General features: G+C 69.1%; 27 protein-coding genes. 10 read left to right on the plus strand and 17 right to left on the minus strand.

What is annotated here, in order from left to right:
* Positions 1 to 8 precede the first annotated feature (8 nt).
* Positions 9 to 2,084, minus strand: coding sequence for an XRE family transcriptional regulator (locus UK23_RS04830; protein WP_045310128.1), 2,076 nt, complete (start codon positions 2,082 to 2,084; stop codon positions 9 to 11).
* Positions 2,085 to 2,154: 70 nt separating this feature from the next.
* Between UK23_RS04830 and UK23_RS04835 the strand changes: the two genes are divergently transcribed.
* Positions 2,155 to 2,754: a DedA family protein gene (locus tag UK23_RS04835; protein ID WP_045310129.1), complete on the plus strand. Its 600-nt coding sequence runs from the start codon at positions 2,155 to 2,157 to the stop codon at positions 2,752 to 2,754.
* Here UK23_RS04835 and UK23_RS04840 read toward each other — a convergent pair.
* A complete protein-coding gene (locus UK23_RS04840) occupies positions 2,717 to 3,436 on the minus strand; it encodes an SDR family NAD(P)-dependent oxidoreductase (RefSeq protein ID WP_045310130.1) in 720 nt (239 codons plus the stop codon). The genes UK23_RS04835 and UK23_RS04840 overlap by 38 nt on opposite strands.
* Positions 3,437 to 3,544: 108 nt before the next feature.
* Between UK23_RS04840 and UK23_RS04845 the strand changes: the two genes are divergently transcribed.
* Entirely contained in the window at positions 3,545 to 4,387 is an 843-nt protein-coding gene (locus tag UK23_RS04845) for an alpha/beta fold hydrolase (RefSeq protein ID WP_045310131.1), read from the plus strand.
* On the opposite strand, the gene UK23_RS04850 is transcribed toward UK23_RS04845, so the two are convergent.
* From UK23_RS04850 to UK23_RS04875, 7 genes are all read right to left on the minus strand, one after another.
* Entirely contained in the window at positions 4,362 to 5,465 is a 1,104-nt protein-coding gene (locus UK23_RS04850; protein ID WP_045310184.1) for a macrolide family glycosyltransferase, read from the minus strand. The genes UK23_RS04845 and UK23_RS04850 overlap by 26 nt on opposite strands.
* A gap of 40 nt (positions 5,466 to 5,505) precedes the next feature.
* Entirely contained in the window at positions 5,506 to 6,417 is a 912-nt protein-coding gene (locus UK23_RS04855; protein WP_045310132.1) for a Gfo/Idh/MocA family protein, read from the minus strand.
* Positions 6,418 to 6,421: 4 nt separating this feature from the next.
* Positions 6,422 to 7,504 carry an ABC transporter permease gene (locus tag UK23_RS04860; RefSeq protein WP_045310133.1) on the minus strand — a complete coding sequence of 361 codons (1,083 nt, stop codon included), beginning with the start codon at positions 7,502 to 7,504 and terminating at the stop codon, positions 6,422 to 6,424.
* A gap of 2 nt (positions 7,505 to 7,506) precedes the next feature.
* On the minus strand, positions 7,507 to 8,376 hold the full coding sequence (locus UK23_RS04865; protein ID WP_045310134.1) for an ABC transporter ATP-binding protein: 870 nt from the start codon (positions 8,374 to 8,376) through the stop codon (positions 7,507 to 7,509).
* A 76-nt stretch (positions 8,377 to 8,452) separates the two neighbouring features.
* On the minus strand, positions 8,453 to 9,265 hold the full coding sequence (gene fdhD, locus UK23_RS04870) for a formate dehydrogenase accessory sulfurtransferase FdhD (RefSeq protein WP_231114382.1): 813 nt from the start codon (positions 9,263 to 9,265) through the stop codon (positions 8,453 to 8,455).
* Positions 9,147 to 9,626, minus strand: a complete 480-nt coding sequence (locus UK23_RS53580; protein ID WP_231114375.1) for a hypothetical protein — start codon at positions 9,624 to 9,626, stop codon at positions 9,147 to 9,149. The genes fdhD and UK23_RS53580 overlap by 119 nt, the downstream gene beginning before the upstream one ends.
* A gap of 59 nt (positions 9,627 to 9,685) precedes the next feature.
* Entirely contained in the window at positions 9,686 to 10,933 is a 1,248-nt protein-coding gene (locus UK23_RS04875) for an MFS transporter (protein WP_045310136.1), read from the minus strand.
* A gap of 62 nt (positions 10,934 to 10,995) precedes the next feature.
* Here UK23_RS04875 and UK23_RS49975 point away from each other — a divergent pair, with 62 nt between their 5' ends.
* Positions 10,996 to 12,609, plus strand: coding sequence for a molybdopterin molybdotransferase MoeA (locus UK23_RS49975; protein ID WP_082114407.1), 1,614 nt, complete (start codon positions 10,996 to 10,998; stop codon positions 12,607 to 12,609).
* Here UK23_RS49975 and UK23_RS04885 read toward each other — a convergent pair.
* From UK23_RS04885 to pcaH, 6 genes are read right to left on the minus strand one after another with little or no spacing between them, the layout of a single operon-like run.
* Positions 12,606 to 13,772 (minus strand): 4-hydroxybenzoate 3-monooxygenase, encoded by a 1,167-nt coding sequence (locus UK23_RS04885; RefSeq protein WP_045310137.1) that lies wholly within the window; start codon positions 13,770 to 13,772, stop codon positions 12,606 to 12,608. The two genes, UK23_RS49975 and UK23_RS04885, sit on opposite strands and share 4 nt — an antisense overlap.
* Complete coding sequence (locus tag UK23_RS04890; protein WP_045310186.1) at positions 13,769 to 14,110, minus strand: carboxymuconolactone decarboxylase family protein; 342 nt, start codon at positions 14,108 to 14,110, stop codon at positions 13,769 to 13,771. Before UK23_RS04890 ends, UK23_RS04885 begins: the two co-directional genes overlap by 4 nt.
* Positions 14,107 to 14,643 (minus strand): alpha/beta fold hydrolase, encoded by a 537-nt coding sequence (locus UK23_RS48270; RefSeq protein ID WP_052684363.1) that lies wholly within the window; start codon positions 14,641 to 14,643, stop codon positions 14,107 to 14,109. Before UK23_RS48270 ends, UK23_RS04890 begins: the two co-directional genes overlap by 4 nt.
* Positions 14,633 to 16,045 (minus strand): lyase family protein, encoded by a 1,413-nt coding sequence (locus UK23_RS04900; RefSeq protein WP_063778044.1) that lies wholly within the window; start codon positions 16,043 to 16,045, stop codon positions 14,633 to 14,635. Before UK23_RS04900 ends, UK23_RS48270 begins: the two co-directional genes overlap by 11 nt.
* A 2-nt stretch (positions 16,046 to 16,047) precedes the next feature.
* A complete protein-coding gene (locus tag UK23_RS04905) occupies positions 16,048 to 16,536 on the minus strand; it encodes a protocatechuate 3,4-dioxygenase (RefSeq protein WP_045310138.1) in 489 nt (162 codons plus the stop codon).
* On the minus strand, positions 16,529 to 17,266 hold the full coding sequence (gene pcaH, locus UK23_RS04910) for a protocatechuate 3,4-dioxygenase subunit beta (RefSeq protein ID WP_045310189.1): 738 nt from the start codon (positions 17,264 to 17,266) through the stop codon (positions 16,529 to 16,531). The genes UK23_RS04905 and pcaH overlap by 8 nt, the downstream gene beginning before the upstream one ends.
* 133 nt (positions 17,267 to 17,399) lie before the next feature.
* On the opposite strand from pcaH, the gene UK23_RS04915 reads away from it, so the two are divergent.
* Positions 17,400 to 17,972 carry a TetR/AcrR family transcriptional regulator gene (locus UK23_RS04915; protein WP_045310139.1) on the plus strand — a complete coding sequence of 191 codons (573 nt, stop codon included), beginning with the start codon at positions 17,400 to 17,402 and terminating at the stop codon, positions 17,970 to 17,972.
* A 66-nt stretch (positions 17,973 to 18,038) separates the two neighbouring features.
* Positions 18,039 to 18,851 carry an alpha/beta fold hydrolase gene (locus UK23_RS04920; protein WP_045310140.1) on the plus strand — a complete coding sequence of 271 codons (813 nt, stop codon included), beginning with the start codon at positions 18,039 to 18,041 and terminating at the stop codon, positions 18,849 to 18,851.
* Between the two features lie 3 nt (positions 18,852 to 18,854).
* On the opposite strand, the gene UK23_RS04925 is transcribed toward UK23_RS04920, so the two are convergent.
* Positions 18,855 to 19,709 carry a cellulose-binding domain-containing protein gene (locus UK23_RS04925; protein WP_045310141.1) on the minus strand — a complete coding sequence of 285 codons (855 nt, stop codon included), beginning with the start codon at positions 19,707 to 19,709 and terminating at the stop codon, positions 18,855 to 18,857.
* 211 nt (positions 19,710 to 19,920) lie between these two features.
* Between UK23_RS04925 and UK23_RS04930 the strand changes: the two genes are divergently transcribed.
* On the plus strand, positions 19,921 to 20,328 hold the full coding sequence (locus UK23_RS04930; protein ID WP_045310142.1) for a ribonuclease domain-containing protein: 408 nt from the start codon (positions 19,921 to 19,923) through the stop codon (positions 20,326 to 20,328).
* 182 nt (positions 20,329 to 20,510) lie between these two features.
* On the opposite strand, the gene UK23_RS04935 is transcribed toward UK23_RS04930, so the two are convergent.
* The gene (locus tag UK23_RS04935) at positions 20,511 to 22,421 is read right to left on the minus strand and encodes a potassium transporter Kup (protein WP_231114376.1); all 1,911 of its coding nucleotides are present in this window, start codon (positions 22,419 to 22,421) and stop codon (positions 20,511 to 20,513) included.
* Between the two features lie 142 nt (positions 22,422 to 22,563).
* Here UK23_RS04935 and UK23_RS04940 point away from each other — a divergent pair, with 142 nt between their 5' ends.
* The 4 genes from UK23_RS04940 to UK23_RS04955 all read left to right on the plus strand — a co-directional run bounded on the left by UK23_RS04940 (position 22,564) and on the right by UK23_RS04955 (position 26,810).
* Positions 22,564 to 22,845: a metal-sensitive transcriptional regulator gene (locus UK23_RS04940; protein ID WP_045310143.1), complete on the plus strand. Its 282-nt coding sequence runs from the start codon at positions 22,564 to 22,566 to the stop codon at positions 22,843 to 22,845.
* Positions 22,846 to 22,862: 17 nt separating this feature from the next.
* On the plus strand, positions 22,863 to 23,711 hold the full coding sequence (locus UK23_RS04945) for a hypothetical protein (protein WP_045310144.1): 849 nt from the start codon (positions 22,863 to 22,865) through the stop codon (positions 23,709 to 23,711).
* Positions 23,701 to 25,899, plus strand: a complete 2,199-nt coding sequence (locus tag UK23_RS04950; RefSeq protein ID WP_045310145.1) for a heavy metal translocating P-type ATPase — start codon at positions 23,701 to 23,703, stop codon at positions 25,897 to 25,899. The genes UK23_RS04945 and UK23_RS04950 overlap by 11 nt, the downstream gene beginning before the upstream one ends.
* A gap of 71 nt (positions 25,900 to 25,970) precedes the next feature.
* Positions 25,971 to 26,810 carry an SGNH/GDSL hydrolase family protein gene (locus UK23_RS04955; RefSeq protein ID WP_082114410.1) on the plus strand — a complete coding sequence of 280 codons (840 nt, stop codon included), beginning with the start codon at positions 25,971 to 25,973 and terminating at the stop codon, positions 26,808 to 26,810.
* The last annotated feature ends 8 nt before the right edge of the window (positions 26,811 to 26,818 follow it).

A 26,818-nucleotide genomic window follows, 5' to 3' on the forward strand; every position in this document is an offset into this window, starting at 1 on the left:
CGGTCTGATCAGCGCAAACGCGCGAAGTATTCCTGCAACCTCGCGTGCCGGAATTGGTAGACCGCTCCCGCTCGCCGCAGCACACCACGCCGGTACGCGTCGTCCAGGAACGCCTGAAGCCGCCACGGAAGGCGCCCGGTGAGTGGAAGCCACACGCGCGCGAAGACGACCCACTGCCCCCACGCGGTCAGGCTCAGCACGTACGACAGCCCACCGGCGATGCCGCCGACGAGGCCGATCACCAACGATGTCGCCGGACTCCACGAGGCCTCGAACCGCAACGCCGTCAGCCCGCCCGCCACGAGCCCGGTGGTGGCCGCGACGAACACCGCGAACACCGGCACGAACAACGCCATCAGTCCGAGCACATGCCGCCGGTTGGCTTCGAGCAGGTCGCCAGGACTCCCCGCCGAGCGCAGGTCGAGCGGCGCCTCCAGCGCGGCGACCAGCCAGAACACCACTCCGGCGCCGACCCCGAACACCAACCCGAAGACGCCGATGTCGACCAGCACGTCCCAGGTCATCTCGTGTCCCGGCTCGACCAGCCAGAACGCCATCGCCCGCACCAGCCCGTACGCGCTGCCGGCCGCCCCTCCGAACGCCAGCCCGACCAGACCGCGCCGCCACACCGACGGCCCGACCCGTCCGCGCAGGCGCAACCGCGTCCGCACGGGCTCGAGTGGCGCCGCCCGGACCACCCACCAATGCGCCAGCCCGAACAACAGCCCGGTGACCAGACCGATCATCACCGCGAACAACAACCCTCGGACCGTGAGCGCCCGTAAGACGACGGCCTCGACCACGAAGTCGGCGGCGCCTACCGTCGTGCCGATACCAAGCCCGGTCACCACCGAGGAGGTGCCGAGCTGCCACCACGCGATGTTGTGGGTGCCGAGCTTCGTGAGGTGATCGGCGAGATAGCCGAGGTAGGGCTGCACACGTTCGGTATACGACCCGTATACAGCCGGTACGAAGCTGCTGAGCAGGTGTCGTTCGATCTCGTCGGCGTCGTGGAAGCCGAGGAGCTCTGACGGGTCGTGGTCCGGCGTATCGCTGTAGATTCGCCGCGCGAGAGCGACCATCAACGGCGTGGTCAGCACCTTCGCGAGCACACCGCCGTTGCGCATCTCGTCGAGCACAGGCGTCCACACGTTCTTGCGCGTGGTCCGCGGCAGGTAGTCCGCCAAGTCGTCGCACGTCAGGTCGTTGAGCACCACCGCAGCAGCGGACGTCAACACGTCCGTGCCCTCGACCGCGTCCCGGTACTCGTCCACACGACTCGTGAGCAGCAACGGCAGAGTGGTGGTGTTCAACGCGTTGAGCGCCGGCCGGTGCAACCCGGCCGCGATCTCGTCGAACCCGTCCAGCACCGGTAGCACGCGTTGCGCATCGACCAGCGCCGCCGCCAACGTGCCACCGCTCGGCCCCGGCGCCCCGAGGAACGGGTGGTCGCGGATGAGCTGCTCGGCCATCCAGTCGCGCAGCCCGGCCCGTTCCGGATGCCACGAGCCCAGCCCGAAGATCACCGGCACCGGCCCGTCGCCCGCCAGATCGAGCACGAACCGCGTGGTCAGCACCGTCTTCCCGGATCCGGCTCGCCCCAGCACGACCAGCCGTCGTGACCCGACCCTGCGATAGGTCTCGACGACCTGGTCGAGACGTCCGGACAGCTCGACCTCGCCGCCGATGTTGAGCCAGCTGTCCTGCAGGTCCACAGGTGCTGGATCCCAGGTCACGGGGAGCGGCACCGGGTCGTGGATCTGCCGCTGCTCCTCCTCGCGGCGCCACCGGGCCTCGACCGCTGCCCTCAAGGTCTCCGCGGCCTCAGCCAGCGGGTCGAACCTCGCGGGTTCAACGGGCAAGGGCTCGTCACGTCCGGCAGCGGCGAACAACTCGGCCCGTTCTGCGCCGGTCAGCTCCAACGCGTCGGCCAGCGACCGCACGGTGCCCATGCGCGGATCGGTCCGCTCGCCCGTCTCCAACCCGCGAACCGTGCGAATGCCGACCGCAGCGCGCTGGGCGAGCGCTTCCTGGCTCAATCCCGCCCGCTGCCGCCACTGCCGCAGCAGCACACCGAACGCCACACCGCCCCCTCACGCCGGTGATCGTCACCTTAGCTGGCACGGAGAGCGCTCTGAGGGGAAGATCGCGAGAGTGCTGACCGAGTGGCTCCACACCATCCCGCCGCTGCTGGTCTACCTCGTCGTAGGCCTGGTGGTCGGCATCGAGAGCGTCGGAATCCCGTTGCCGGGCGAGATCGTTCTCGTCACCGCCGCACTCATGGCCTCACACCACGACGGCATCTCACCGGTGCTGGTCGGCGTGTGCGCCTCGGCGGGCGCGATCATCGGCGACAGCATCGGGTACGCACTGGGCAAGCGGTTCGGGCCGCGCGTGTTCGGGTGGGCGGGCGAGAAGTTCCCCAGCCACTTCAGCGAGGACAAGGTCGGCCGCGCCCAGGCGCTGTTCACGAGGTTCGGCGCCTGGGCGGTCTTCTTCGGCCGGTTCGTGGCGTTGCTGCGGATCCTGTCCGGTCCGCTCGCCGCCACGATGGGCATGCACTACGGGAAGTTCCTCCTGGCCAACGCAGCTGGCGGCATCGCGTGGGCCGGTGGCACGACGGCAGCGGTCTACTTCGTCGGCGAGGCGGCGGAGCACTACCTCGCCGAGTTCTCCTGGATCGCGCTGCTCGTCGTGTTGCTGGCGGTGATCGGGTTCAGCGTCCGAGCCCGGCTCCGCCGTTCACCCCGATGACCTGCGCCGTGATGTGCCCGGCCTCGGGCGACGTCAGGAAGGTGATCGCCGCGGCGATGTCCTCCGGCGTGCCCGCGCGCCCGTTGGCCGGGTTGCCGACGAGCTTCTTGCGCCGTTCCTCGCTCAGGGTGCCGCCGAAGAACTCCGTGTCCTCGGTGACGCCCGGCGACACCACGTTGACCGTGATCCCCCTGGCGCCCAACGCGAACGCGAGGTCCGCCGTCCACGCCTCGACCGCCGACTTCGCGGCGCCGTAAGCCCCCGATCCCCTGCGCCCGGCGATCGAGCCGAGCGTCACGACCCGCGCGTTGCCGGCCAGCCGCGGCTCGAGAGCCGTCGTCACCAGCACCGCGCTGATCACGTTCGACTCGTAGTTCGCGAGCCACAGGTTCCGCACGTCCGCCAGGTTCTGCGGCGCGGGCAGACGGCGAGTCATGTTGCCGCCTGCGTTGTTGACGAGAACGTCCACCGACTCCGGCAGATCGCTCAGTGCCGCCTCCACCGCGTCCGGGTCGGCCGCGTCGAACACCACCGCGCGCGCACCGATCTCCTCGGCCGCCGCCTTCAGGACGTCCTCCCGGCGTCCCGTGATCACCACGTCCAGGCCCTGCTGCACGAGCCGGGCCGCCACCGCCTTGCCGATGCCCGTGCCGCCGCCGGTCACCACTGCAATCCGTTTCATCCGATCTTCATAACAGCCGAATACATGCAGGTCGATCGGCCTGTTAGCCCATCCGGGTTCACGTGTGTGACTAGGCTGCTCAGACCCGACTCCACTGGGGAGAAATCCATGGCGACACATGTTTTGGAAACCGACAAAGCAGCCATCACGTACGACGTGCACGGTGAGGGCGGCCGTCCGTTGATGATGATCGGCCAGCCGATGGACGCGTCCGGCTTCACCGCCCTGCGCGCGCAGTTCCCCGACCGCACAGTGATCACCTACGACCCGCGCGGGCTCGGCAGAAGCACCCGCTCGGACGGCAGCAAGGAGGCCAGGCCCGAGCTGCAGGCCGCGGACATCCACGCGATCATCGAGGCGGTCGGCGGCCCGGTCGACCTGTTCGCGTCCAGCGGTGGTGCGGTCACCGCGCTCGAGCTCGTCGCGTCCTATCCGGACGACGTGGTCACGCTCGTCGCACACGAACCGCCGCTCCTCGGCGTGCTGCCCGACTCCGACGCCGCCCGCCGTGCCCGTGACGGTTTCATCGACGCCTTCTTCGCCGGCGGGTTCGGCGCGGGCATGGCGCAGTTCATGGCGATGACCTCGTGGCAGGGCGAGTTCACCGACGAGTACTTCGCCCAGCCACCGGCCGACCCCGCGCAGTTCGGCCTGCCCACCGAGGACGACGGCAACCGCGACAACCCTTTGCTGTCCCGCGACTCCCTCGCCATCACCGACTACCAGGTGAAGCCTGACGCCCTCGCCGCCGCACCGACCCGTGTCGTGATCGCCGTCGGTGAGGAGACCGGCAACACCTTCACCGGGCGCACCGCGGAGCACACCGCGAAGCTGCTCGGCCAGGACGCTGTCGTGTTCCCCAGCCACCACGGCGGGTTCATGGGCGGCGAGTTCGGCTACGCGGGCAAGCCGGAGGAGTTCGGCGTCAAGCTCCGCGAAGTGCTCGGCTGAGGATCACGTCGGCGGCGCGTGCCGCGCCGCCACCGGCATCGATGGCGGCACGCATTCGGTCCAGATTGGACCTGATCGTGCCGCTCGATGCCACCCGTTCCACCGCCGCGCGCAGGTCCGCGTGGTCGTCGACCCGTTCGCCCAACCCAAGTTCGGCCACGCGGTCGCCGTTGGCGGCCTGTTCGGGCGTCTGCGGAACGATCACCAGCGGCACGCCCGCGTGCAGAGCCTCCATTGTGGAGTTCATGCCGCCGTGGCTGATGAACGCCGCGGCGTGCTTCAGCACCGCCGGCTGCGGAAACCACGGCCGCACCTCGATGTTCTCCGCCGGCTCGACCTCGCGCGCGGTCATCGCGACCTGCCAGCCGCCGTCCCGGAACTGGTCCTTGCACGCCTGGTAGAAGTTCGCGTCGCTCAGCACCGAGCCGAGCGAGACGAACACCAGCGGCAGGTCGGTGCGCGCCGGTGCCCACTCCTCGTCGAGCCGGCTGCCCAGCACCGGCCCGACGAAGTGGAACGACTCGTCGAACGTCTCCCCGAACGGCTGCCACTCGCGCGGCACGAACACCACGCTGGTCTCCTCCGGCGCCTCGATCGTGCTCGGGATGTCCAGCTCGACGTCGTTGGCCGCCACGAACTTCGCGAGATCGTCCGCGATGAACCTGGCGAGGCTCGAGTCCATCAACGTGTAGTGCTCGTTCGAGGCTGTGTGCGGGAGGGTGCGCACCGCCGGGATGCCGAGCTTGTGCGCCACCAGCCGCGCGGGCCAGTTCGTGGAGTCGTAGCAGATCAACTCAGGACGATCAGTCTCACAGCGCTCCAGCAGCAGCGGGTAGATGGCGACCATCGCCCTGAAGTAGTGCGGAAACCACTCGTCGATCGGGTTGGCGGTGGCCGGCCGGAACTCGGGCAGCCCTGGCAGCTCCACCCAGCGCGCACCGGCCCCGATCACCGCCTCCGCGTGTTCCGGGCCGGTCGCGTACTCGACTTCGGCGCCGCGTCGCACCAGCTCCTCCACCACCGCGAGTGTGGGCGTGACGTGGCCATGTCCTGACAGCGTGACGAACAAGATCCCCATTTCGTCGATCCTGCCGAACACGGTCAAACGCTTTTTCGCACTAGCGCAGGAAGGCCTCGATCACCTGGGCCACCCGCAGCCCGCTCGCGAAGTCCGCCAGGTCGCGCGGGTGCTCTCCCCGCACGGCCTGCGCGAACAGCGTCAGCCGCGAGTAGTCCGAGCCGGTCTGCTTGAGCGGCACCGGCTCCCATCCACCACCGTCCGAAATGGACAGATCAGCCCACTGGTCCAGGCGCAGCGAGCGTTCGGTGCCCCACACAGTCCACTCGTAGACCTCGGGCCCGGCCAGTCCGGAGAACGCCGACACGTGCACCGGCACGCCGGTCCCGCGCAGCACGCCGCGTGCCGCCACCTCGGCGGCACCGGCCTCGGGGAAGTCCGAGGACACGGACTCCACCGTCAGCGGCCCGAGCAACCGGTCGGTCAGGTAGACGAAGTGCGACAACACCTCTCGGACGAACCCGCCCTGCTCGGACCGCGCGAGCCACGCCGCCTCCGCCTGGAACGCCCGTGGCCAGCGCGGGAACTGCAGCCTGATCTCCACGCCCCGCAGCGTGCCCAGCTCCGGCAGCCGCCGTTCGATCTCGACCGTCGCGACCATGTCCGACAACGCGAAGTTCACCGCGTTCGGCAGCCCTTCAGCGGCCGCCGCCATCGCGCGCGCCTCGTCGAGGTCGACCGCGAGCGGCTTCTCGCAGAACACCGCCTTGCCGGCTTTGAACGCCTTGAGCGTCAGTTCGGCGTGCAGGGCGGGCGGAGTGGCGATGTACACCGCGTCCACATCGGACAGCACGTCGTCCAGCGAGGTGACGACCGGGACGTCGAGCGTGCGGGGTGCGACGTCGACGCCCGCGACCACGGTGTAGCCGGGATGGGCCTGCGCCGCCGTCAGCATCCGGGTGCCCATGGCGCCCAGGCCGACGACGGCGAGGCGAATCGGATCAGCGATCATGCACCTATTCTGCAGGTGCCCAGGCCTTCGACAGCTTGACCCGCGTGCCGGTCTGCAACAGCGACCCGGTGTAGAGCCTGGACGCGACCAGCAGGATCACCACGACGGTCGCCGCGAGGATGCCCAGTGAGGCCAGCGCCTCCCACGGCTGGGCCTGCTGTGCGAACATCCGGACCGGCATCGCCACACCCGCGGTGAACGGCACGTACGACATCACGGCGAGCACCGCGGGGTTGTCGAAGAAGAACTGCACACCGAAGTACGGGCCCATCACCGCGATCATCACGAGGCCCATCGTCGAGCCGAGGTCCTCCTGCCGGCTGACCAGCGCGCCCGCGACCGCCCACATCGACGAGATCAGCACGAACCCGAGCAGCAGGAACGGGATGAACCAGCCCAGCGCGGGCACGACCACCGCCAGCAGTTCGGACAGGCCGGCAACCCTGAGCGCGATGGGCGCTGTTAGCGCTAACACGATCACCTGACCCATCGTCAGGATCACGTGGCCGAGGATCTTGCCCGCGAGCAGCGCCCTCACCGGCACCGTCGACACGAGGATCTCGACGATCCGGGTCTGCTTCTCGGTCACGGTGCTCTGCGCGATCGCGGCGCCGCCCATGCCGAACATCAGGAACACCAGCCCGAACACCAGCACGGTGACGAACCGCTGGTCGGAGCTCACCGCGGACGGGTCGAGCAGCTCGACCGGAGGTGACGCCACGAGCTGGCGGATCACGTCGCCGGGCGGGTCGTTCAGCGCGAGGACCTTGATCCCGCTGCCGTCCGGGACGATCGCGGCCTCGACCTCGTCGGCCCTGATCAGGTCCGAGGCGGTCTGCACGTCGGCGACCTCGCGGACGTCCAGCGCCTTGCCCTTCACCACCTGCACGGCCGACCCGACCGCGGCGACCTTGGGGTCGTCGCCGCCGAACACCGTCGGCAGCACTGTGAGCGCGAACAACCCCGCGATCGTAACGACGAAGCTGATCCAGAAGCCCTTGGTGCCGACGAGAGTCTTGATCTCCCGCTCGGCGACGAGCCAGGTCGCCTGCGCAAAAGTAGCCCTGTTGGAAGAAATCGTGGCCATGGTCAGATCACTTCCTTGAAGATCTCGTCGAGGGTGGGCACCACCGGCGTGAACGAGCGGACCTCGCCGCGTCGCACGGCCTCGGCGAGCACCTGCTGCGGTTCCGCCTCGAAGACCGCGCGCGGCCCGTCGAGGTCGAGGATCGTCACGCCGGGCACGTCGCGGACCCAGCCCGCGTCCTGGGCGACGACGATCTCGAACCGGGCCGTCGCGTGCCGGTTCCGCAGCTCCTCGCGGGATCCTGCGGCGGCGATCCGTCCTTTTGAGATGATCACGACGTCGTCGCAGAGCCGTTCGACGATCGCCAGCTGGTGGCTCGAGAACAGCACCGGCACCCCGCTCGCCGCCCGCTTGCGCAGCACGTCGAGCACGGTTTCGACGGCGATCGGGTCGAGCCCGGAGAACGGTTCGTCCAGGATCAGCACGTCCGGGTCGTGCACCAGCGCGGCGGCGATCTGCACGCGCTGCTGGTTGCCGAGCGACAGCTGCTCCAGCCGGTCGTTCGCACGGTCGGTGAGTTCCAGGTCGTCGAGCAGCTGGTCGGTGTTGCGCTGCGCGACCGTCCTTTCGACACCGTGCAGCCGCCCGAGCCAGGTGATCTGGTCGCGCACCTTCATCTTCGGGTAGAGGCCGCGTTCTTCCGGCATGTAGCCGAAATGCGGCCGGTTCTGGGACGTCATCTCGACGCCCTGCCAGCTCACCGAGCCCCCGTGCGCGGCGAGCACCCCCAGCACGATCCGCATCGTGGTCGTCTTGCCGGACCCGTTGGCGCCCAGGAAGCCCGTCATGCGGCCGGGCCGCACGTCGAAGCTCACCTCGTCGAGCACCTTCAGGTCGCCGAAACTCCGGCTGATCCCCCTGACAGTCAACATGAGGGGAAATCTATGCGGGTTCGACCAAGATCGCGTCCGCCGCGAGGCATCCTCCTCGCGGAGGACGCTGTTCGGGCTAGCGGGCTCCGACCGCGACGCCCAGGCGGTGGCCTCCCGTGTAGACGTTCATCGAGGTGCCCCTGAGGAACCCGACCAGGGTCACGCCCATCTCCTCAGCCAGGTCGGCCGCGAGCGACGACGGCGCGGACACCGCCGTGAGCACCGGAATGCCGGCCATGACCGCCTTCTGGACCAGCTCGAACGACGCCCGGCCGCTGACCATCAGCACGGTGCCGGTGAGCGGCAGGCGTCCGTTGCGGGTGGCCCAGCCGACGACCTTGTCGACCGCGTTGTGCCGGCCGACGTCTTCACGCAGGCACAGCAGGTTGCCGGCCGCGTCGAAGAGGCCGGCCGCGTGCAGGCCGCCGGTCTTGTCGAACACTCGTTGCGCGACACGGAGTTTCGCCGGGAACTCCGTGATCAGCTTGGGGTCGAGGCGGATCGGGTCCGCCGCCACCTGCCACGTCGCGGTCGTCCGCACGGCGTCCAGGCTCGCCTTGCCGCACAGCCCGCAGGACGACGTGGTGTAGAAGTTGCGCTCGATCGACGGGTCCGGCGGTGCGACGCCATCCGCGAGGCCGACGTCGAGCACGTTGTAGGTGTTGCTTCCATCGGCCGTGGCGCCCGCGCAGTAGCGGATGTTCGCGATGTCGGACGGGTTGCGCACCACGCCTTCGCTGACCAGGAAGCCCGCCGCGAGGTCGAAGTCGTCACCCGGCGTGCGCATGGTGACGGCGAGCGACTTGCCCCGCACGCGGATCTCCAGCGGTTCCTCGACCGCCAGCGTGTCCGGCCGCGCGGTGGCCGCGTCGTCCACCAGCCGCACCACGCGCCGCCTGCTCGTCACTCGTCCCATGCCCTGCCTCCCTGCAGATCGCGACGCACTCGTCCAGCAGCCGCCGCAACACCTCGTCCCCGCGCAACGCCCGCACCGCCCTGGCCACTTTCCAGTTGCGCGGCCACCACTGCGGGGCGTCGATCCCGCTGCTCTCGAGGCAGTGCGCGGTGATCTTCTGCGCCGCCGGGGCGTTCTCCGTGCCGATCACCCTGGTGGCGAACGGCAACAGCCTTCTCCGACCATCCTCAGTGGACTGATCGTTCACGCACCGCGCCACACACGCCAGCACCGGGTGCACACAGGCGGGCCGGTCCGACCACACCTCGCCCGCGAGCACCGACGTGAGCTCCATCAGGCAACAACCTTCGGACGGCGTCTGGTGCCAGCCCTTAGCGAGCCTCGGCACCCGGCTCACAGGCGCGGCCTTCCCGGCTGCGACAGCTGCCTGGTGAGCACCGAGCCCGCCAGGCCGAGCACCCCGGCCGCGACGAACGCGAACGCCGGCCCTTGCGACGCAAGCACGATCGCCGCGATGAGCGCTCCCGCCGCCTTCGCCGTGTAGAGGACGCCGAAGTTCTGCGCGCCGTTCGTCTCGCCGAAGTACTCCCTGGTGAGACCGACCAGCAACGAGTAGCAGCACCCAGTGCCGAGGCCCGCCAGTGCGGCCCCTATCAGCAACCCCGTGACGTTCTGGGAGTACAGCAGCACGAACTGCGCCATACCTCCGGTGGCCAACGTCCAGACCAGCGCCTTCCTGCGCCCGATCTTGTCCGAGATCCACCCGACCAGCACACGTCCGGTGCCCGTCGCCGCCGCGAGTGTCGCCAGTGCGATGACGCCGAGCACCTTGGTGCCCACGAACAGCGGCAGGTAGACCAAGTCGTAGAGCGACACCGCCGCCGCGAACGCCACACCGCCGTACAGCCACCAGAAGGTGCCGCACCGCATGGCCTCGTGTGTCCGGAACTCCTTGAGCGCGAATCGGTTCGGCACCCGCGCCCGATCCAGTGCCCACTCGCGCGGCGAGACGTGCGGCGGCCACCAGTGCTCGGGCGGATCCTTCATCAACGCCCCAGCGACAGCTGTTGTGGCGACGATCGCGACAGCTGTTTGAGTGAGGAAGCCGGTGACGTTCTGCAGGAACAGGCCAGTAGCCAGTGCGAACGGCACCGACCCGTACGCGAAGGCGCCGCTGACGAACGCGACCTTCCTGGTGACGCGTTCCGGATACCACCGGACGATCGTGCCGAGGCACGTCGCGTAGATCAGCCCCGCCCCGATGCCACCGAGCACGGAGTACCCGACGAGCTGCCCTTGCCCGAGCGTGAAGAACCCCGCGCCGGTGAGGATCGCGCCCATCCACATGGCCCCGGTGGGCGTCAGTCTCTTCTGCTCGCGCAGCCACGCCGCCGGAAACGCCGTGCCCGCCTGGCACACGGTCCACAACGCCAGCGCCCAGAAGAGCTCCGGCACACTCCACCGGTCCTGCAACTGCGGGATCAGCGCGCCGAAGCCGTACTGCCCGATGCCGGCCGCGAGCATCGCCGCCCAGGCCGCCCACAACACCGCGCGGCGCGACCGCCCCGACACTTCGACGTCGGTCTCCCCCACCCGGTAGAGCCTGCCGACGTGATCACGTACGTAAGTCGCGACTGGCATGCACTTCACCCCGTCCCGAGGATTGCATACAGTATGAGGTAGGCTATACCACGGGAGCCGCGATGAACATGCCTTGGAATCTCGCGCGAGAGACGGCCCGCTCGGCCGCCAAGCCGCTGGAGGGTCTTGAGCAGGCCTTGCCGGACGCTCTCGGCCTGGCGCTAGCCGCCGGTGTGCACGCCTGGGCCAGCCAGCCGACCTGTGACACCTCGGCGATGGACGGCTACGCGGTGTCCGGCCCGGGCCCGTGGACGATCGTGGGCCGAGTGGCGGCGGGCGACCCGGTGCCGGGCGTCGAGCTCACCGAGGGCGAGGCGTTCGGCATCGCGACAGGCGCGCCGGTGCCGGACGGCTCCGACTCGGTGATCCCGGTGGAGCTGTGCGCGGTCGAGGGTTCGACGCTCTGGACACCTGCGGGCGACCGGCCCGGGACGAACGGGTGCCACTCAGGCGTTCAACGCGCCAGCCACCCCGTCGCACGATCCAACTCCGGCCGTGACGTACCTGGGAATCTCGGCTCCACGCCACTCGCCCCCGACCTCCACGCGCCCGACCAACCCGACACGTCCCTCACCCCTGGCCTCCACACGCCCGAACAACCCAGCGTGCCCCACACTCCCGGCCACCACACACCCGAGCACCCCACCGCACCCCTCACCCCCAGCCACCACACCCCCGAACAACCCAACACGCCCCTCACTCCCGGCCTCCGCAGCGCTCCTCTTGCCCGCGGCCACCACACGCCCGAGCACCCCAGCGCGCCCCTCACCCCCAGCCACCACACGCCCGAGCAACCCAGCGCTCCCCTTGCCCGCGGCCTCCACACGCCCGAGCAGCCTGGCGGGAGCACGGCGCGCCACCCCGGTCGTCCGCATGCCCTCCACCAGGCGGCGCCCCTTCACCCCGGCAAACACATCCGCCGTCGTGGCGAGGACTGGTCAGCGGGCGACGAGCTCGTCCCCGCCGGATCCCTCGTCACCCCAGCGGTTCTCGGCCTGGCCGCGGGAGCAGGCCACGACACCCTCCTCGTCCACCGCCGCCCCCGAGTGGCCGTGATCGTGACCGGCGACGAACTCCTCCACGCCGGCCCACCCCGCCCAGGCCGGGTCCGCGACGCCATCGGCCCGATGCTCCCCGGCCTCCTCAGCGGAGCCGATCTCCTGGGCACCACCCACCTGCGCGACGACCCCTCCGCCCTCGCCGACGCCCTCATCTTCGACGCGGCCGACGTCCTCGTCACGTGCGGCGCCACCTCGGTCGGCCCGGCGGACCACCTCCGCCGAGTGCTCGCAGACCTCGACGCCGAGATCCTCGTCAGCGGAGTCGCCTGCCGCCCAGGCCACCCGATGCTGCTGGCGGTCCTGCCCGACAGCCGCTGCGTCGTCGGCCTGCCGGGCAACCCGTTCGCCGCTCTCGCCGCGGTCCTGACCCTGCTCCGGCCACTTCTCGACACCCTCAGCGGCCACACCGTCCGCCCACCGATCACGGCGTGGCTGGGCGATGTGAACGCTCACCCCAGAGACACCCGCCTGATCTCGGTCACGAGAACCGGAGGCGAGGCCGTCCCCGTGGGTCACGACCGTCCGGGCTCGCTGTGGGGCGCCGCGCTGGCCGACGCCCTCGCCGTCGTGCCACCCGGACACCGGGGCGGAGAGGTCGAACTGCTGCCGTTCTAGGCAGGCCAGCCCGTGTACCCCTCGGCCAGGTACCGCGACCCCGCCTCCGACCCGACCACCGACCTCAGCTCACCCAGTTGCCGCCGCACGTCGAAGTCGGTCGCGCCGGGCAGCGCGTGCAGCATCGTCGTCATCCAGTACGAGAAGTGCTGCGCCTTCCACACCCGGTCCAGCGCCCGCGGCCCGTACTCGTCCAGGGCGTCGCTGTCGTTCTTGAGCAGCGCCCGTTCGATCACCTCGGCGAGCACGCGCACATCCGCCAGCGCCAGGTTGAGACCCTTCGCCCCGGTCGGCGGCACGGTGTGGGCGGCGTCGCCGGCGAGCAGGAGGTTGCCGTGCCGCATGGGTTCCGCGACGAACGACCGGAACCGCAGCACCGTCTTCTCGGTGATCGGCCCTTCCTTCAACGAGAACCCGTCCGGCCCGGCCACCCGAGCCTGCAGCTCCTCCCAGATCCGGTCGTCGGACCACGACGCGGGATCGGTCGACGGATCGCACTGGAAGTACATGCGCTGATGCGTCTCGGTGCGCTGGCTGATCAACGCGAACCCTCGCGGCGAGTGCGCGTACACCAGTTCCGGCGCACTGCGCGGCGCCTCGGTGATGATCCCGAACCAGGCGAACGGGTATTCGCGGAAGCTGTGCGTGCGCACGACTTCCGGCACCTCGGCGCGGCAGATCGACCGCGACCCGTCCGCGCCGACGAGCAGATCGCAGTGCACCTCCTGGCGCACGCCATCGCTGTCGACGAACCGGATCGCGGGCTCGTCGATGTCCACGCTGGTAGCGCTAACACCGAACCGCACATCACCGCCGTCACGCGCGCGAGCGTCCGCCAGGTCCACGAACACGTCGGTCTGCGGATACAGCCACACCGACTCGCCGACCAGAGCCCGGAAGTCGACCCGATGGCTCTCGCCGCCGAACCTCAGATCGATGCCCTCGTGCGGATGCCCGTCACGCAGCACGCGATCAGACACCCCGGTGTCGACGAGCAGCCGCGCGCTGTCAGCTTCCAGGATGCCCGCGCGGATCGTGTTCTCGATCTCCACGCGCGTCCTGTTGTCGATAACAACGCTGTCGATCCCGTTGAGCGACAACAGGTGCGAGAGCATCAACCCGGCCGGCCCGCCGCCGACGATGCCGACCTGAGTGCGCGTCACGACTCCTCCTTCAAAACCTCACGAGCCACCGCGAACGCGTGGTTGGCCGCCGGCACACCGCAGTAGATCGCGCTCTGCAAGATCACCTCACCGATCTCGTCGACGCTCAGCCCGTTCCGCCGCGCCGCCGACACGTGCAACTTCAGCTCGTCCCAATGCCCGCGCGCGATCAACGCCGTCAACGTGATCGCACTCCGCATCCGCCGATCCAGTCCGGGCCGCGTCCAGATCTCGCCCCACGCGTACCGGGTGATGAACTCCTGGAAGTCCCGCGTGAACTCGTCCGGCGCGGCCCGGTCCACATGCGCGTCCCCGAGCACCTCACGCCGAACCCTCATGCCGTCGTCGTACGACACCGCATCTCCTCAAACACCCGGACCAGCACCGCCGCCAACGCAGGCGACACAACGTCGTGCAACTCCCGCAACGGTTTGACCGCCACACCCGCCCGATAGCGGTCCAACGCCGCACAAGCCAGCGCGTACGACTCCGCATCCACGTCCACCACCGGCACCGACTCGCGGAGACACACGACGGCCTCGAACGAACACTCACCTCGCGCGGCCAGCTCACGCCCAACAGCACCCCCGAACGACGCCCCGGCGTAAGCGACCCGCCGCCCGCACGCCAACGCCTCAACGCGCTCGCACAGCTGATCCGCGATGTCCTGCACGGTGAACGGCCCATCCGCCGGGCCCCCGGAACCGTGGCCCGGCAGGTCCCACCCGATCACCTCGAACTCGCCGGCCAGCACCATCGCGCAGTCCCGCCACTGCGCCACCACGGACGTCCCCACCTCAGGACCGGCGACCAGCACCCGCTCGGAGAACTCCGACCCCGCAAGCCGCGTCAGGCTCAGCTCAGTCGCCATTTCTGTCAGACCCCTCTGAGACGATTGGGATGGGGACCTCGTGCTCCCCCCGGAGGGGGTCCAGTCGGGATCGATTCCGAGCGAGCACCTCGTCGACGAACGACTCGGCAGCCCCGAGATAGGTGGCCGGATCCGCACCGCCGCCACGCTCGGCCAGCTGCCCCTTGCCAGCCGCATCGGCGACATCGCCACGGGGGGCCTGCAGCTCCCCGCCAGCCGAATCAGCCCCACCGCCACGCGGGGCCAGCAGCTCCCCACCAGCCACATCAGCACCACCGCCACGCCGCGCCAGCAACTCCCCGCCAGCCGAATCAGCTGCGCTGCCACGCTCGACCGACTGCTCCCCACCAGCCGAATCAGCACCACTGCCACGCTCAGCCAGCAACTCCCCGGCCGCCGAAGCAGCCCGGCGCGCCATCACGTCCGCGTGCACCTCGAGCCCCTCGACCAGCTCAGCCGCCTGCGAAGCCGCCACCACCGCGAGCTCCAGCAACGCCCGGAACGCAGGCCACTCCGCGTGCCACGCCCCGTCCGGCCGCTCGTCCACCGCCCGCGCCGCACACAGGTGCAGCTGCGCCCCGAGCTGCGGCGCCTGCAACCCAGCACTGTTCACGAGCACCGACAACACCGGATTCCTCTTGTGCGGCATGGTCGACGACCCACCCCGCCCGGCCACGACCCCTTCGGACACCTCACCGATCTCCGGCCGCCCCAACGTCAGCACATCGGCGGCCATCACCCCGAGCGCGTCGCACACCCGCACCAACGCGTCCCCGACCCGCGTCACCGGCGCGCGGTAGGTGTGCCACGGCAACCCAGGCCACACCAAACCCAGATTCTGCGCGAAAGCCGAAGCGCCAGCGATCGGATCGACCAGCGAGGCCGCTCGTGACAACGTCCCCGCCGCTCCCCCGCACTGCACCGGCAACCCAGCAGACACAACGGAAAGCTCGTCCAGCGAGTCCAGCACCCCGACCAGCCATCGAGCCGCCTTCAGCCCGAACGTGATCGGCACGGCGAACTGCGTCAACGTCCGCCCGGCCATGACACTCGACCGGTGCTCAGCAGCCAGCCCACCAAGTCCAGTCGCAACCCGCGACAAATCAGCAGAAACCCGATCCAACACCGCGCGTGCGAGCAACATCAGCGCGCTGTCGAGCACGTCCTGACTCGTGAGTCCAGTGTGGACAGGCCCGGGAACCCGCGCACGCAACGCCGAAACCAGTGGCAGCACCGGATTTCCGGCAGCCTCGACCTCGACAGGATCCAGAACCGGCACCCACGACCCCAGCGAGACCGAGGTTCCCAGCACCCGAGCCCACGCCACCTCGACGTCCAAAAGTGCCCGGACCAGCGCGGCGTCGTCCACCAGTCCGGCAGCGCGATACGACCCGGGCAGCACGGTCAGCTCCGCGGAAACGTGAAGAAGGGCGTCTCGGACGGCCCCTGCAGGTGGATGTCGAACCGCAGCCGGCCGTCGGCCTCCCGCGTGGCCGTCAACCCGTCCAGATCTGCCCCCGGCAGGTAGATCCGCGTGAACAACCGGTCCAGCAACCCCCGCGCGAACACCGTCACCGCGAAGAACGGCGCCCCCGGCTCGACAGTGCTGAACCAGTAGTGCCCAGCAAAATCCGTGCAGCACCGTCCCCACCCGGTGAACCCGTGCCCGCGCCGACGCAACGACCCACCGATGGCAGGCACCACGCCGGAAGCGTCAGCCTGCCGGATCTCGATCATCGCGTCCGGCACCACGTCCCCGGAACCGTCGTACACATATCCGTGCAGCACAACGGATCCAGCCGCCCCGAACGGCACCAGCTCGGCATCGCCGGGATAGGCCAGCGCGTGGTGGAAGAACGGCCCGACGGTCTGCCCAGGAGTCGCTTCAGTCATCGGTCGGCTCCAGATAGGTCGCGTGGCTGCCGGTCAGCACGATGTCCCAGCGGTACCCCAGCAACCACTCGTGCTCGGACTGCGAGTGGTCGTAGGAGGCGATCAGCCGCTCCAGATCAGCGGGTGAGGTGATCGACTGCGCGATCGGGTCCAACGCGAGCAGCTGGTCGCCGGGGAAGTACATCTGCGTGATCAGCCGCTGTGTGAAGTCGGTGCCGAACAACGAGAAGTGGATGTGCGCGGGCCGCCAGGCGTTGTGGTGGTTGCGCCACGGATAAGGCCCCGGCTTGATCGATGTGAACGAGTACCAACCGTCGTCGTCGGTCAGACACCGCCCCACGCCGGTGAAGAACGGGTCCAACGGCGCCGGGTGCTGATCGCCCTGGTGGGAGTAACGGCCAGCGGCGTTGGCCTGCCAGATCTCGACGAGCTGACGCCGCACCGGCCGCCCGTCGCCGTCCAGCACCCGGCCGTGCACGCGGATGCGCTCGCCGATGGGCTCGCCACCGCGCTGGATCGTCAGGTCGGACTCGACCGGGTCGACGTCGGAGTGGCCGAACACCGGGGCGAGCAGCTCGGCGCCCTCCGGATCGACCAGCTGCAGGTCCTTGGTCGGGTGACGCAGCAGGGTGCTGCGGTACGGCGGGAAGTCCAGCAGCGGCGCACCCCTCGGTGAGTCGGCCTGGATCTTCGCGATCTCGTCGCTGATCTCGTGCTGGCTGGTCGTCACGAGATCGAACGCTAGGGACGTGCACCGCACTCCGTCGACCGTATGCTTCCACTGAGCGGAAGATCGTCGCGGCACACGGCATCGAGCGCAACCTGGCTTGACGAACCCCGAGACGACCGCTCATATTGGAAGGATGCCGAGGGCCAGCGTGCGGGAGCAGATCGTCGACGCCGCATACGAGCAGTTCCACCGCCACGGCTACAACGCGGCGGGCGTCAAGCTGATCACCGACAGCGCGGGCGTGCCCAAGGGCTCGTTCTACAACCACTTCGAGAGCAAGGAAGCGCTCGCCCTCGTCGTGATGGACCGCTACGGCGAGTCGCGACACCTGGAAACGTTGGCAGACAAGAAAGTGTTAGCGCTAACACGGCTGCGCGAGCACTTCGAGTTCCTCGCCAAGGACATCGTCGACTTCGGCTACGAACGCGGCTGCGTCTACGGCAACTTCAGCACCGAGGCGGCCGACCACATCCCGGCGATCCGCGAGGGCGTCAGGACCGGCTTCGACCACTGGGCCGACGCGATCACCGCGGCGATCCGCGAAGCCCAGGAGGACGGGTCGATCACCTCGTCCCAGGATCCCGGAACACTCGGCCGCTTCCTGGTCAACGCCTGGGAGGGCGCGATCGTGGGCGAACGAGCGGCGAAGGACGGCTCCTCGTTCGCCGCGTTCTTCACCGTCGCGTTCGACACGCTCCTCCGTTAGGCCCATGAAAATGACCGGTCGTCTCAAGCTCTTGACGACTCTAAGACGACCGGTCATATTGAAGTCATGACACGGATTCAGCCCCGCTTCCGCACCATCGACGGCCTGTCGATCCGGTACGCGGAGAGCGCTGACAAGAAGCCCGCTGCCCTGCTCTTCAGCCCGTGGCCCGAGAGCATCTACGCCTACGACGCGACCTGGTCACGCCTCGCTGAGCACGCTCACCTGATCGCGGTCGACCTGCCCGGCTTCGGACACTCCGAGCTGCGCGCGGACCTGCTGACCCCGAAGGCGATGGGCGAGTTCATCGTGAAGATCGCCGACGCGTTCGACCTCGAGAAGCCGCACGCGGTCGGGCCGGACGTCGGCACCAGTGCGGTGCTGTTCGCCGCAGCCGCGAACCCGGGAAGGTTCCGCAGTGCCGTCATCGGCAGCGGCGGTGCGCTGGTGCCGACGGACCTGGGCAGCCCGCTGCGCGAGTGGGTGCACGACGAGGACATCTCGCCGTACCAGGCGATGGGCCCGAAGGACGTCGTGAACATCGCGATGGACGCGATCGACGGCTACGAGCTGCCCGACGTGGTGCGGCAGGACTATCTCGCCGCGTACCAGGGCACGCGGTTCTACGAGCAGATGGCGTACGTGCGCGCGTACCCGGCCCAGCTCGAGGAACTGGCCGAGCTGCTGCCCGCCATCACCACGCCGGTCCAGCTGCTCAACGGCAAGAACGACCCGGTGGTGCCGGTGTCGAACGTCGAGTACCTGCACGGCAAGCTGCCGAACAGCAAGCTCGACGTGATCGACGCCGGCCACTTCGCCTGGGAGGAGAACGCGGACGAGTACGCCCGCATGATCACCGAGTGGTGGCAGCAGAACTGAGGATCACCCGGCTGTACAAGTCGCGCCGTTGAGCGTGAACGACGACGGCGCCGAGTTGGCGCCGTTCACCGAACCGTTGAACCCCAGCGACACCGACCCGTCCGGCACGAGCAGCGCGGTGTAGCCGGCGTTGGTAACGCTCACATCCGCGCCGGACTGGGACGACGTGGCGTTCCACATCTGCGTCACCTGCTGGCCGTCGGGGAACCGCCAGCGCAACGTCCAGCCGTTGATCAGCGCACCGCTGACGTTGCGCACGGTCACCTCTGCCTGGAACGAACCGGGCCAGGTGCTGTTGATCCGGTACACGACAACGCACGGCGGCGAGGGCGGCGCTGGCGGTGTCTGGGTCTCCTGAGGTGGCTTGGCAGAGCTGGAAGCGGGCGGCGGAGGAGTCGTCGAGGTCGGACACTCCTTCCCCCACAGCCCGAGCTTTCCCTTGGCCGCCTTGGACTCCGCGTCCGTCATCGGGCCGCCGTCCACGCCCGTGGTGCGCAGGATGCCGTTCTTGACGGCCAGCAACGCGTAGTCCGCGCCGTCCTCCATCCGCAGCGTCACCTCGCCGGGCGTGATGCTGCCGACGTGGACTTCCTTGTCCAGCAACGTCTTCGTCGCGAACTCCAGAGCAGCGGCGGCAGCGCACGGCGACGGCTCGGCCAGCAGCGAGATGCGGGCCTTCCTGCCGTCGGTGAGTTCGACGGTACGGCCGTCGATCACGGCACGGACCTTTGTGGACGTCTCCTTCTCCGGCGACGGGGACGAGATCTGCGGTGCTGGCTTGGGCGTGCCGCCCTGCTCTGCCGTGCAGGCGGCGGTGAACAGGGTCAACAGCACCAAGAAGTGCTTCCGTGCTGCCATTGGGCAAACTTATCGCCGGAGGCAGCGCGCGCAATCGGCTGTTCGGAGTTGATCAACTCGCCTGGTTGATCCAAGACCGCCCGCGGCGCCGCGATCTGTGCGAGCGTGGTGAGGCCACAGTTGCGCGGATGGTTCCCTGCCGTTCACCGGCTCGTGGTGATCAACAGAAATGATCACGACATCCAGGTTCCCTGCCGATGGAGGTCTTGAAGTGCACACCCTGCAACCGCACTGGACACGTCGCCTGCTCGCCGCTCTCGCCATCGTCGCGGCCGTGTTCAGCGTGACCACGGTCGTCGCGCCCGCCGCGGACGCCGCCGTCTACAACTCCTGCACGCAGTCCCGTTGTTCGGCGGCCCGCTCCGCCAACTCGACGTGGGCCTCGAAGGGCTACCCGGTCACACGCACCTGGTACTCCTGGCCGAACGGACAGTACAACTTCGCCGGCGGCGTCTTCCGCAACCAGGAGGGCCAGCTGCCGAGCGGCTCCTACCAGGAGTTCGACGTCTACCCGCGCGCCCGCGGTGCCGCCCGCGACGCCTACCGGATCATCGTCAACATGAACTCCCGCGTCGTCTACTTCTCGCCGGACCACTACTCGAACTTCTACAAGCTGTAGAGGCTCAGCGGGCGCTGCGGCCGAACCACGACCGCAGCGCCCACCAGGTGCAACGCCGACGTGTCAGAGGTCGACCAGCACGTCCAGGACGCGTTTCACCGAGCTGCACGTGCCGCGCGAGACCTTCGGGCTCTCGGTGGACGGTTCCAGGTCCAGGTACCGCTGGAAGGCCTCTGTCGTGCCTAAACATCGATGTGGGCGCCCATGATCACTGTTCGCTCCCTGGGCAATCCGAAGTGCTCGGCGGCGTCCGCGGTGATGTAGGACGTGGCGACGAAGAGCCGCTTGCGCCAGCCCGCCATCGTCGCCGCCCTGCCGCGTTGCAGCTCGATCTTCGACAGGAAGTACCGCGCCTGGCCGAGGTCCAGTTCGCCCTCGGTCTGCGAGGGATCCAGCAACGCCAGCGCCGCGGGCACATCGGGCGTCTCCATGTACCCGAAGCGAGCGCTCACGTGGATGATGCCGTCGTCGCCGTAGCCGAGCTCGTCGACCTCGATCCGGCGGTCCAGCGGCACACGCGGCACGGGTTCTGTCTCGATGGACACGATCACCACGCGTTCGTGCAGCACCCGGTTGTGCTCGACGTTGGCCCGCAACGCGAGCGGCGCGGTCTCCTTGCCGCGGTTGAGGAACACCGCGCAGCCGGGCACGCGGGTGAGCTCCTGGCCGCGCAGTTCCTCCACGAACGCCGTCAGCGACCCCTCGGCGTTGCCGCGGTTCCTGGTCACGATCGCCCTGCCGCGCTGCCACGTCGTCATGACCGTGAACGCGGTGAGGCCGATCAGCAACGGCAGCCACGCGCCGTGCAGCAGCTTGGTCAGGTTGGCGGCGAGGAACAGCAGGTCGACACCGAGCAGCACCACGCACCCGAGCGCGATCGCCCAGGCCGGCGCCTTGAACTTCAGCCGTGAGATGAACAGGAACAACGTTGTGGTGATCGTGATCGTGCCGGTCACCGCCATGCCGAACGCGAACGCGAGCGCCGCCGAGCTGCGGAACGCGAACACCAGCGTCAGCACCGACACCATCAGCAGCCAGTTGATCCACGGCACGTAGATCTGCCCGATCGTCGACTCCGACGTGTGCGCGATGCGCAACCGCGGCAGGTACCCGAGCTGCGCGGCCTGCGACGCCACCGAGTACGCGCCGGTGATCACGGCCTGCGAGGCGATCACGGTCGCCGCCGTCGCCAGCACCACCATGGGCCAGCGTCCCCACTCGGGCACGAGCAGGAAGAACGGCCCGCTGACGTTCTTCTCGTCCGCGAGGATCAGCGCGCCCTGCCCCAGGTAGCTCAGCACACAAGCGGGCAGCACCAGGAACAACCATCCGCGCGCGATCGCGGGCCGGCCGAAGTGCCCCATGTCCGCGTAGAGCGCCTCGGCACCCGTCACCGCCAGCACCACCGCCGCCAGCGCGAAGAACGCGGTGCCGAAGTGCCCGAACAAGAAGCCGAGCGCGTACGTCGGCGACAACGCCTTGATGATCTCCGGATGGCTCGCGATCCCGACGATCCCGGCCGCGCCGATCGCCGTGAACCACAGGATCATGATGGGCCCGAAGAACCGCCCGACCGCCGCGCTTCCCCTGCGCTGCACCAGGAACAGTCCCACGATGATCACCGCGGTGATCGGCACGACGAACCGCTCCAGCTCCGGCTGGACGACCTTCAGACCCTCCACGGCGGACAGCACCGAGATCGCGGGCGTGATCATGCTGTCGCCGAAGAACAGTGCCGCGCCGAAGATGCCCAGCGCCGCGAGCGTCGCCGCCGCTTTCCTGCCCTGCTTGGCCTTCCACCGCCGCAGCAGGGTGATGAGGGCCATGATGCCGCCCTCGCCGTCGTTGTCGACCCGCATCGCCAGGAACACGTACGTGATCGTCACGATGATCATGACCGACCAGAAGATGAGCGAGACCACGCCGTAGACGTTGTCCACGCTCACCGGCACCGGATGCGGGTCCGTGGGACTGAAGACCGTCTGGATCGTGTAGATCGGGCTGGTGCCGATGTCGCCGAACACGACGCCGAGCGCCCCGACGATCACCGCCAGCCGGACCGTGTCGTGCGCCAGCTTCTGCCGATCTTCCACGACCGCAAGATAACCGCAGGACCGGGCGATCGCACGACCAATCTTTGACATACCCATACCCCCCTAGGGTATAAATGCCTCGAGCCCACCGCTCCCCCGGCGTCACCAGCCGGCCGCGCGGTGGCAGGAGAAGGAGCGAGACATGCACGGCTACGCCGAGAACAAGGACGCCCACCTGCGCCGCCTCCGCCGGATCGAGGGGCAGGTCCGCGGTCTGCAGCGGATGATCGAGAACGACGAGTACTGCATCGACGTGCTCACTCAGATCTCCGCTGCCACCAGGGCGTTGCAGGCGGTCTCACTGGGGTTGCTCGACGAGCACCTCAAGCACTGCGTGAGCCAGGCCATCAGCGAGGGCGGCACCGCGGCCGACGCGAAGATCGCGGAAGCCAGTGACGCCATCGCCCGCCTGGTCCGTTCCTGACCCGTGAGGAGAAAGCCGTGAAGACCGGTCCCAAGGTCGCCGTCTACGGGCTGGCGCTGGCCGTCGTCTTCGGTGGCACGTGGGCGGCGGGCGCCGCCGTGGGCACGCCGCCACCGAAAGCCGACGAGGCCATGGCGCACAACGAGAGCGCTGGGCACGACGAGCACGAGGCCGAACCGGGCAAGCTGCCACCGGGACTGTCCGTTTCGGACAACGGCTACACCCTGAAACTGCACGAGAACTCCTCGCTCGGCTTCCACATCAACGGACCGGACGGCAAGCCGGTCACCAAGTTCGACGTGGAGCACGAGAAGCGGCTGCACCTGATCGTCGTCCGCCGGGACGGGTCGAACTTCCAGCACGTCCACCCGGAAATGGCACCGGACGGCAGGTGGCAGGTGCCGCTCACACTCGGCCAAGCGGGCAGCTACCGGGTGTTCGCCGACTTCAAACCGGAAGGCGGCCCCAAGACCACGCTCGGCGCCGACATCCAGAAGGCCGGCGACTACCAGCCGCGGCAGCACGAGGTCAGCCGCACGTTCACCGTCGACGGCTACGAGGTAACCCTCCAGGGCGACCTCACCGTCAACGCGGCGTCGACCCTGACCGTGCAAGTCACCAAGAACGGCCAACCGGTCACCGACCTGCAGAACTACCTGGGCGCCAAGGGACACCTGGTCGCGCTGCGGGCAGCCGACCTCGCGTACCTGCACGTGCACCCCGAGGACGGCGACCAGGTGAAGTTCGCGGTCGAGGTGCCGACGGACGGGACCTACCGGCTGTTCCTGGACTTCCAGCACGAGAACGAGGTCCGCACCGCGGAGTTCACGCTCACAACGCACGAGGAGGGCGGTCATGGCCACTGAAGCCACCTCTGGCACCGTCGAGATCTCGATCGGCGGCATGACCTGCGCTTCCTGCGCCGCGCGGATCGAGCGCAAGCTCAACAAGCTGGACGGCGTCGAGGCCTCGGTCAACTACGCGACCGAGAAGGCCCGCATCAGCTACGCGGGCGACCTCACGCCCGCCGACCTGGTGAAGGTCGTCGAGGACACCGGCTACACCGCCGAACTCCCCGCCGCCGAGGAACCGGAGGAAGAACACGACCCGACGAGCACGCTCAAGCAGCGGCTGATCACGTCGGCGGTGCTGGCCGTGCCGGTGATCGCGCTCGCGATGATCCCGACCCTGCAGTTCACCTACTGGCAGTGGTTGTCGCTCGCGCTTGCCGGACCGGTCGTCACCTACGCCGCGTGGCCGTTCCACAAGGCCGCGTGGACGAACCTCAAACACGGCGCCGCCACGATGGACACGCTGATCTCCATCGGCGTCGGCGCGGCGTTCCTGTGGTCGCTCTACGCGCTGTTCCTGGGCACCGCGGGCACTCCGGGCATGACGCACGGGTTCACGTTCACCATCGAGCGGATGGCCGGCACCGGCAACATCTACCTCGAGGTCGCGGCGGGCGTGACGACGTTCATCCTGACCGGTCGCTACTTCGAGGCGCGGTCGAAGCGCCGTGCCGGAGCAGCTCTGAAGGCACTCCTCGAACTCGGCGCCAAGGACGTCGCGGTCATCGAGGACGGCCGCGAGGTCCGCATCCCGACCGGCCAGCTGAAAGCGGGCGACCGGTTCGTCGTGCGCCCTGGCGAGAAGATCGCCACCGACGGCGTCATCGAGGAAGGCAGCTCCGCGGTCGACGCGAGCATGCTCACCGGTGAGTCCGTGCCGGTCGAGGTGCGGCCGGGCGACGCGGTCGTCGGCGCCACGGTCAACGCGGGCGGCAGGCTCGTCGTCCGGGCCACGAGGATCGGCTCGGACACGCAGCTCGCGCAGATGGCGAAGCTGGTCGAGGACGCGCAGAACGGCAAGGCCGAGGTGCAACGCCTCGCCGACCGGATCTCCGCGGTCTTCGTGCCGATCGTGATCGCTCTCGCCGTGGGCACGCTGGGCTTCTGGCTCGGCACGGGCGGCGGCGCGGGCGCGGCGTTCACGGCGGCGGTCGCGGTGCTGATCATCGCGTGCCCGTGTGCGCTGGGCCTGGCGACGCCGACCGCGCTGCTCGTCGGCACCGGCCGCGGTGCCCAGCTCGGCATCCTGATCAAGGGTCCGGAGGTGCTGGAGTCCACCCGCCGCGTCGACACGGTCGTGCTCGACAAGACCGGAACCGTCACCACCGGCCAGATGAGCTTGGTGAGCGTTCACACCGCCGAGGACGAGGAGGAGGTTCTCAAGCTCGCGGGAGCGTTGGAACACGCCTCGGAGCACCCGATCGCCAAGGCCATCGTCAAGGCGGCGGGCGAGGTGCCGGTCGTCGAGGACTTCCAGAACGTCGAAGGTCTTGGCGTGCAAGGCGTTGTGAACGGTCACGCGGTGCTCGTCGGCCGCGCGAAGCTGCTCAACGACTGGAGCGTCCAGCTCGACCCGGCGCTCACCGAAGCGAAGGAAGCCGCGGAACGACAGGGCCGGACAGCGGTGCTGGTCGCGTGGGACGGCAGGGCCCGCGCGGTCCTGGTCGTGGCGGACACCGTCAAGCCGACGTCGAAGGAAGCCGTCGCAGGCCTCAAGAAGCTCGGTTTGCGTCCTGTGCTGCTGACCGGCGACAACGAGGCAGCAGCGCGCACAGTTGCCTCTGAGGTGGGCATCGACGAGGTGATCGCCGAGGTGCTGCCCGCGGACAAGGTCGACGTCGTGAAGCGCTTGCAGGACGAGGGCCGCGTGGTCGCGATGGTCGGCGACGGCGTGAACGACGCCGCCGCGCTCGCCCAGGCCGACCTGGGCCTCGCCATGGGCACCGGCACGGACGTCGCGATCGAGGCCAGCGACCTCACCCTGGTGCGCGGTGACCTCAACGCCGCCGTGGACGCGATCCGGCTGTCCAGGCGCACGCTCACAACGATCAAGGGCAACCTGTTCTGGGCGTTCGCCTACAACGTCGCCGGGCTCCCGCTGGCCGCATTCGGCCTGCTCAACCCGATGATCGCGGGCGCGGCGATGGCGTTCTCGTCGGTGTTCGTGGTCAGCAACAGCCTGCGCCTGCGCAACTTCCGCTGACCGGCTGACACGACCCTCACGGGCGGTTTCGTAGCCTCGGCACATCCCTCTTCCAGCCAGAAGGAGCAGATGTGCCGAGGTTTGCCCTGGTCGTGGCGCTGCTCACGGCGCTGGCCGCGTGCACCTCGCCCCCGCCCGCACCCGCGCCGGCACCTACGTCGAGCAGCACACAGCCACCAGCTCAGCAGCAGGTCTACGTGTCGATCGGCGACTCCTACGCGACGGGCCTCGCGCCGGGCGGACCCGGTGAGAGCTTCGCCCAGATCGTCGCGAAGAAGTCCGATCTCAAGCTCCTCAACCTGGCCTGCAACGGCGCCACCTCCGCCGACCTCGCCACCAAGCCCGCGTGCGGGCCGGAGGCGGCCGGCAGGACCCAGCTCGACGCGGCCGTCGAGGCGTTGCGCGGCAAGAACACCGGGCTGGTCACCGTCGTGGTCGGCGGCAACGACCTGGTGCCGTGCGCGGTGGCCCAGGACCCGGTGCAGTGCGCGTCCAGGACCGTCGCCGACATCAGGACCAACGTCGCCGCCACGCTCACCCGCCTGCGGGAGGCCGCGCCGGACGTCAAGATCGTCGGGCTGACCTACCCGGACGTGTTCCTCGGCGCCTGGGTGAACCCGTCCTTCCCCAACGGGAAGAACATCGCCCGTCTGTCGGTCACGATGTTCCAGGACTTCAACACCACGATCGCGGCCGAGTACGCGAAGTTCGGCGCCAGGTTCGCCGACGTCACCAGGACGACCGGCGCCTACAGCGACCTGGCCGAGCTCACCCAGGACCCGAAATACGGCCAAATCCCGTCCTCGGTCGCCAAGGTGTGCACGCTCACATACTTCTGCGACCGCACCGACGTGCACCCGACTCCGGCAGGCCACCAGGCCATCGCGGAGGCCGTGGCCGCGGTGGGCTGACAGCACTC

This window comes from Lentzea aerocolonigenes, assembly GCF_000955955.1.
In the GTDB taxonomy this organism is placed as follows: domain Bacteria; phylum Actinomycetota; class Actinomycetes; order Mycobacteriales; family Pseudonocardiaceae; genus Lentzea; species Lentzea aerocolonigenes_A.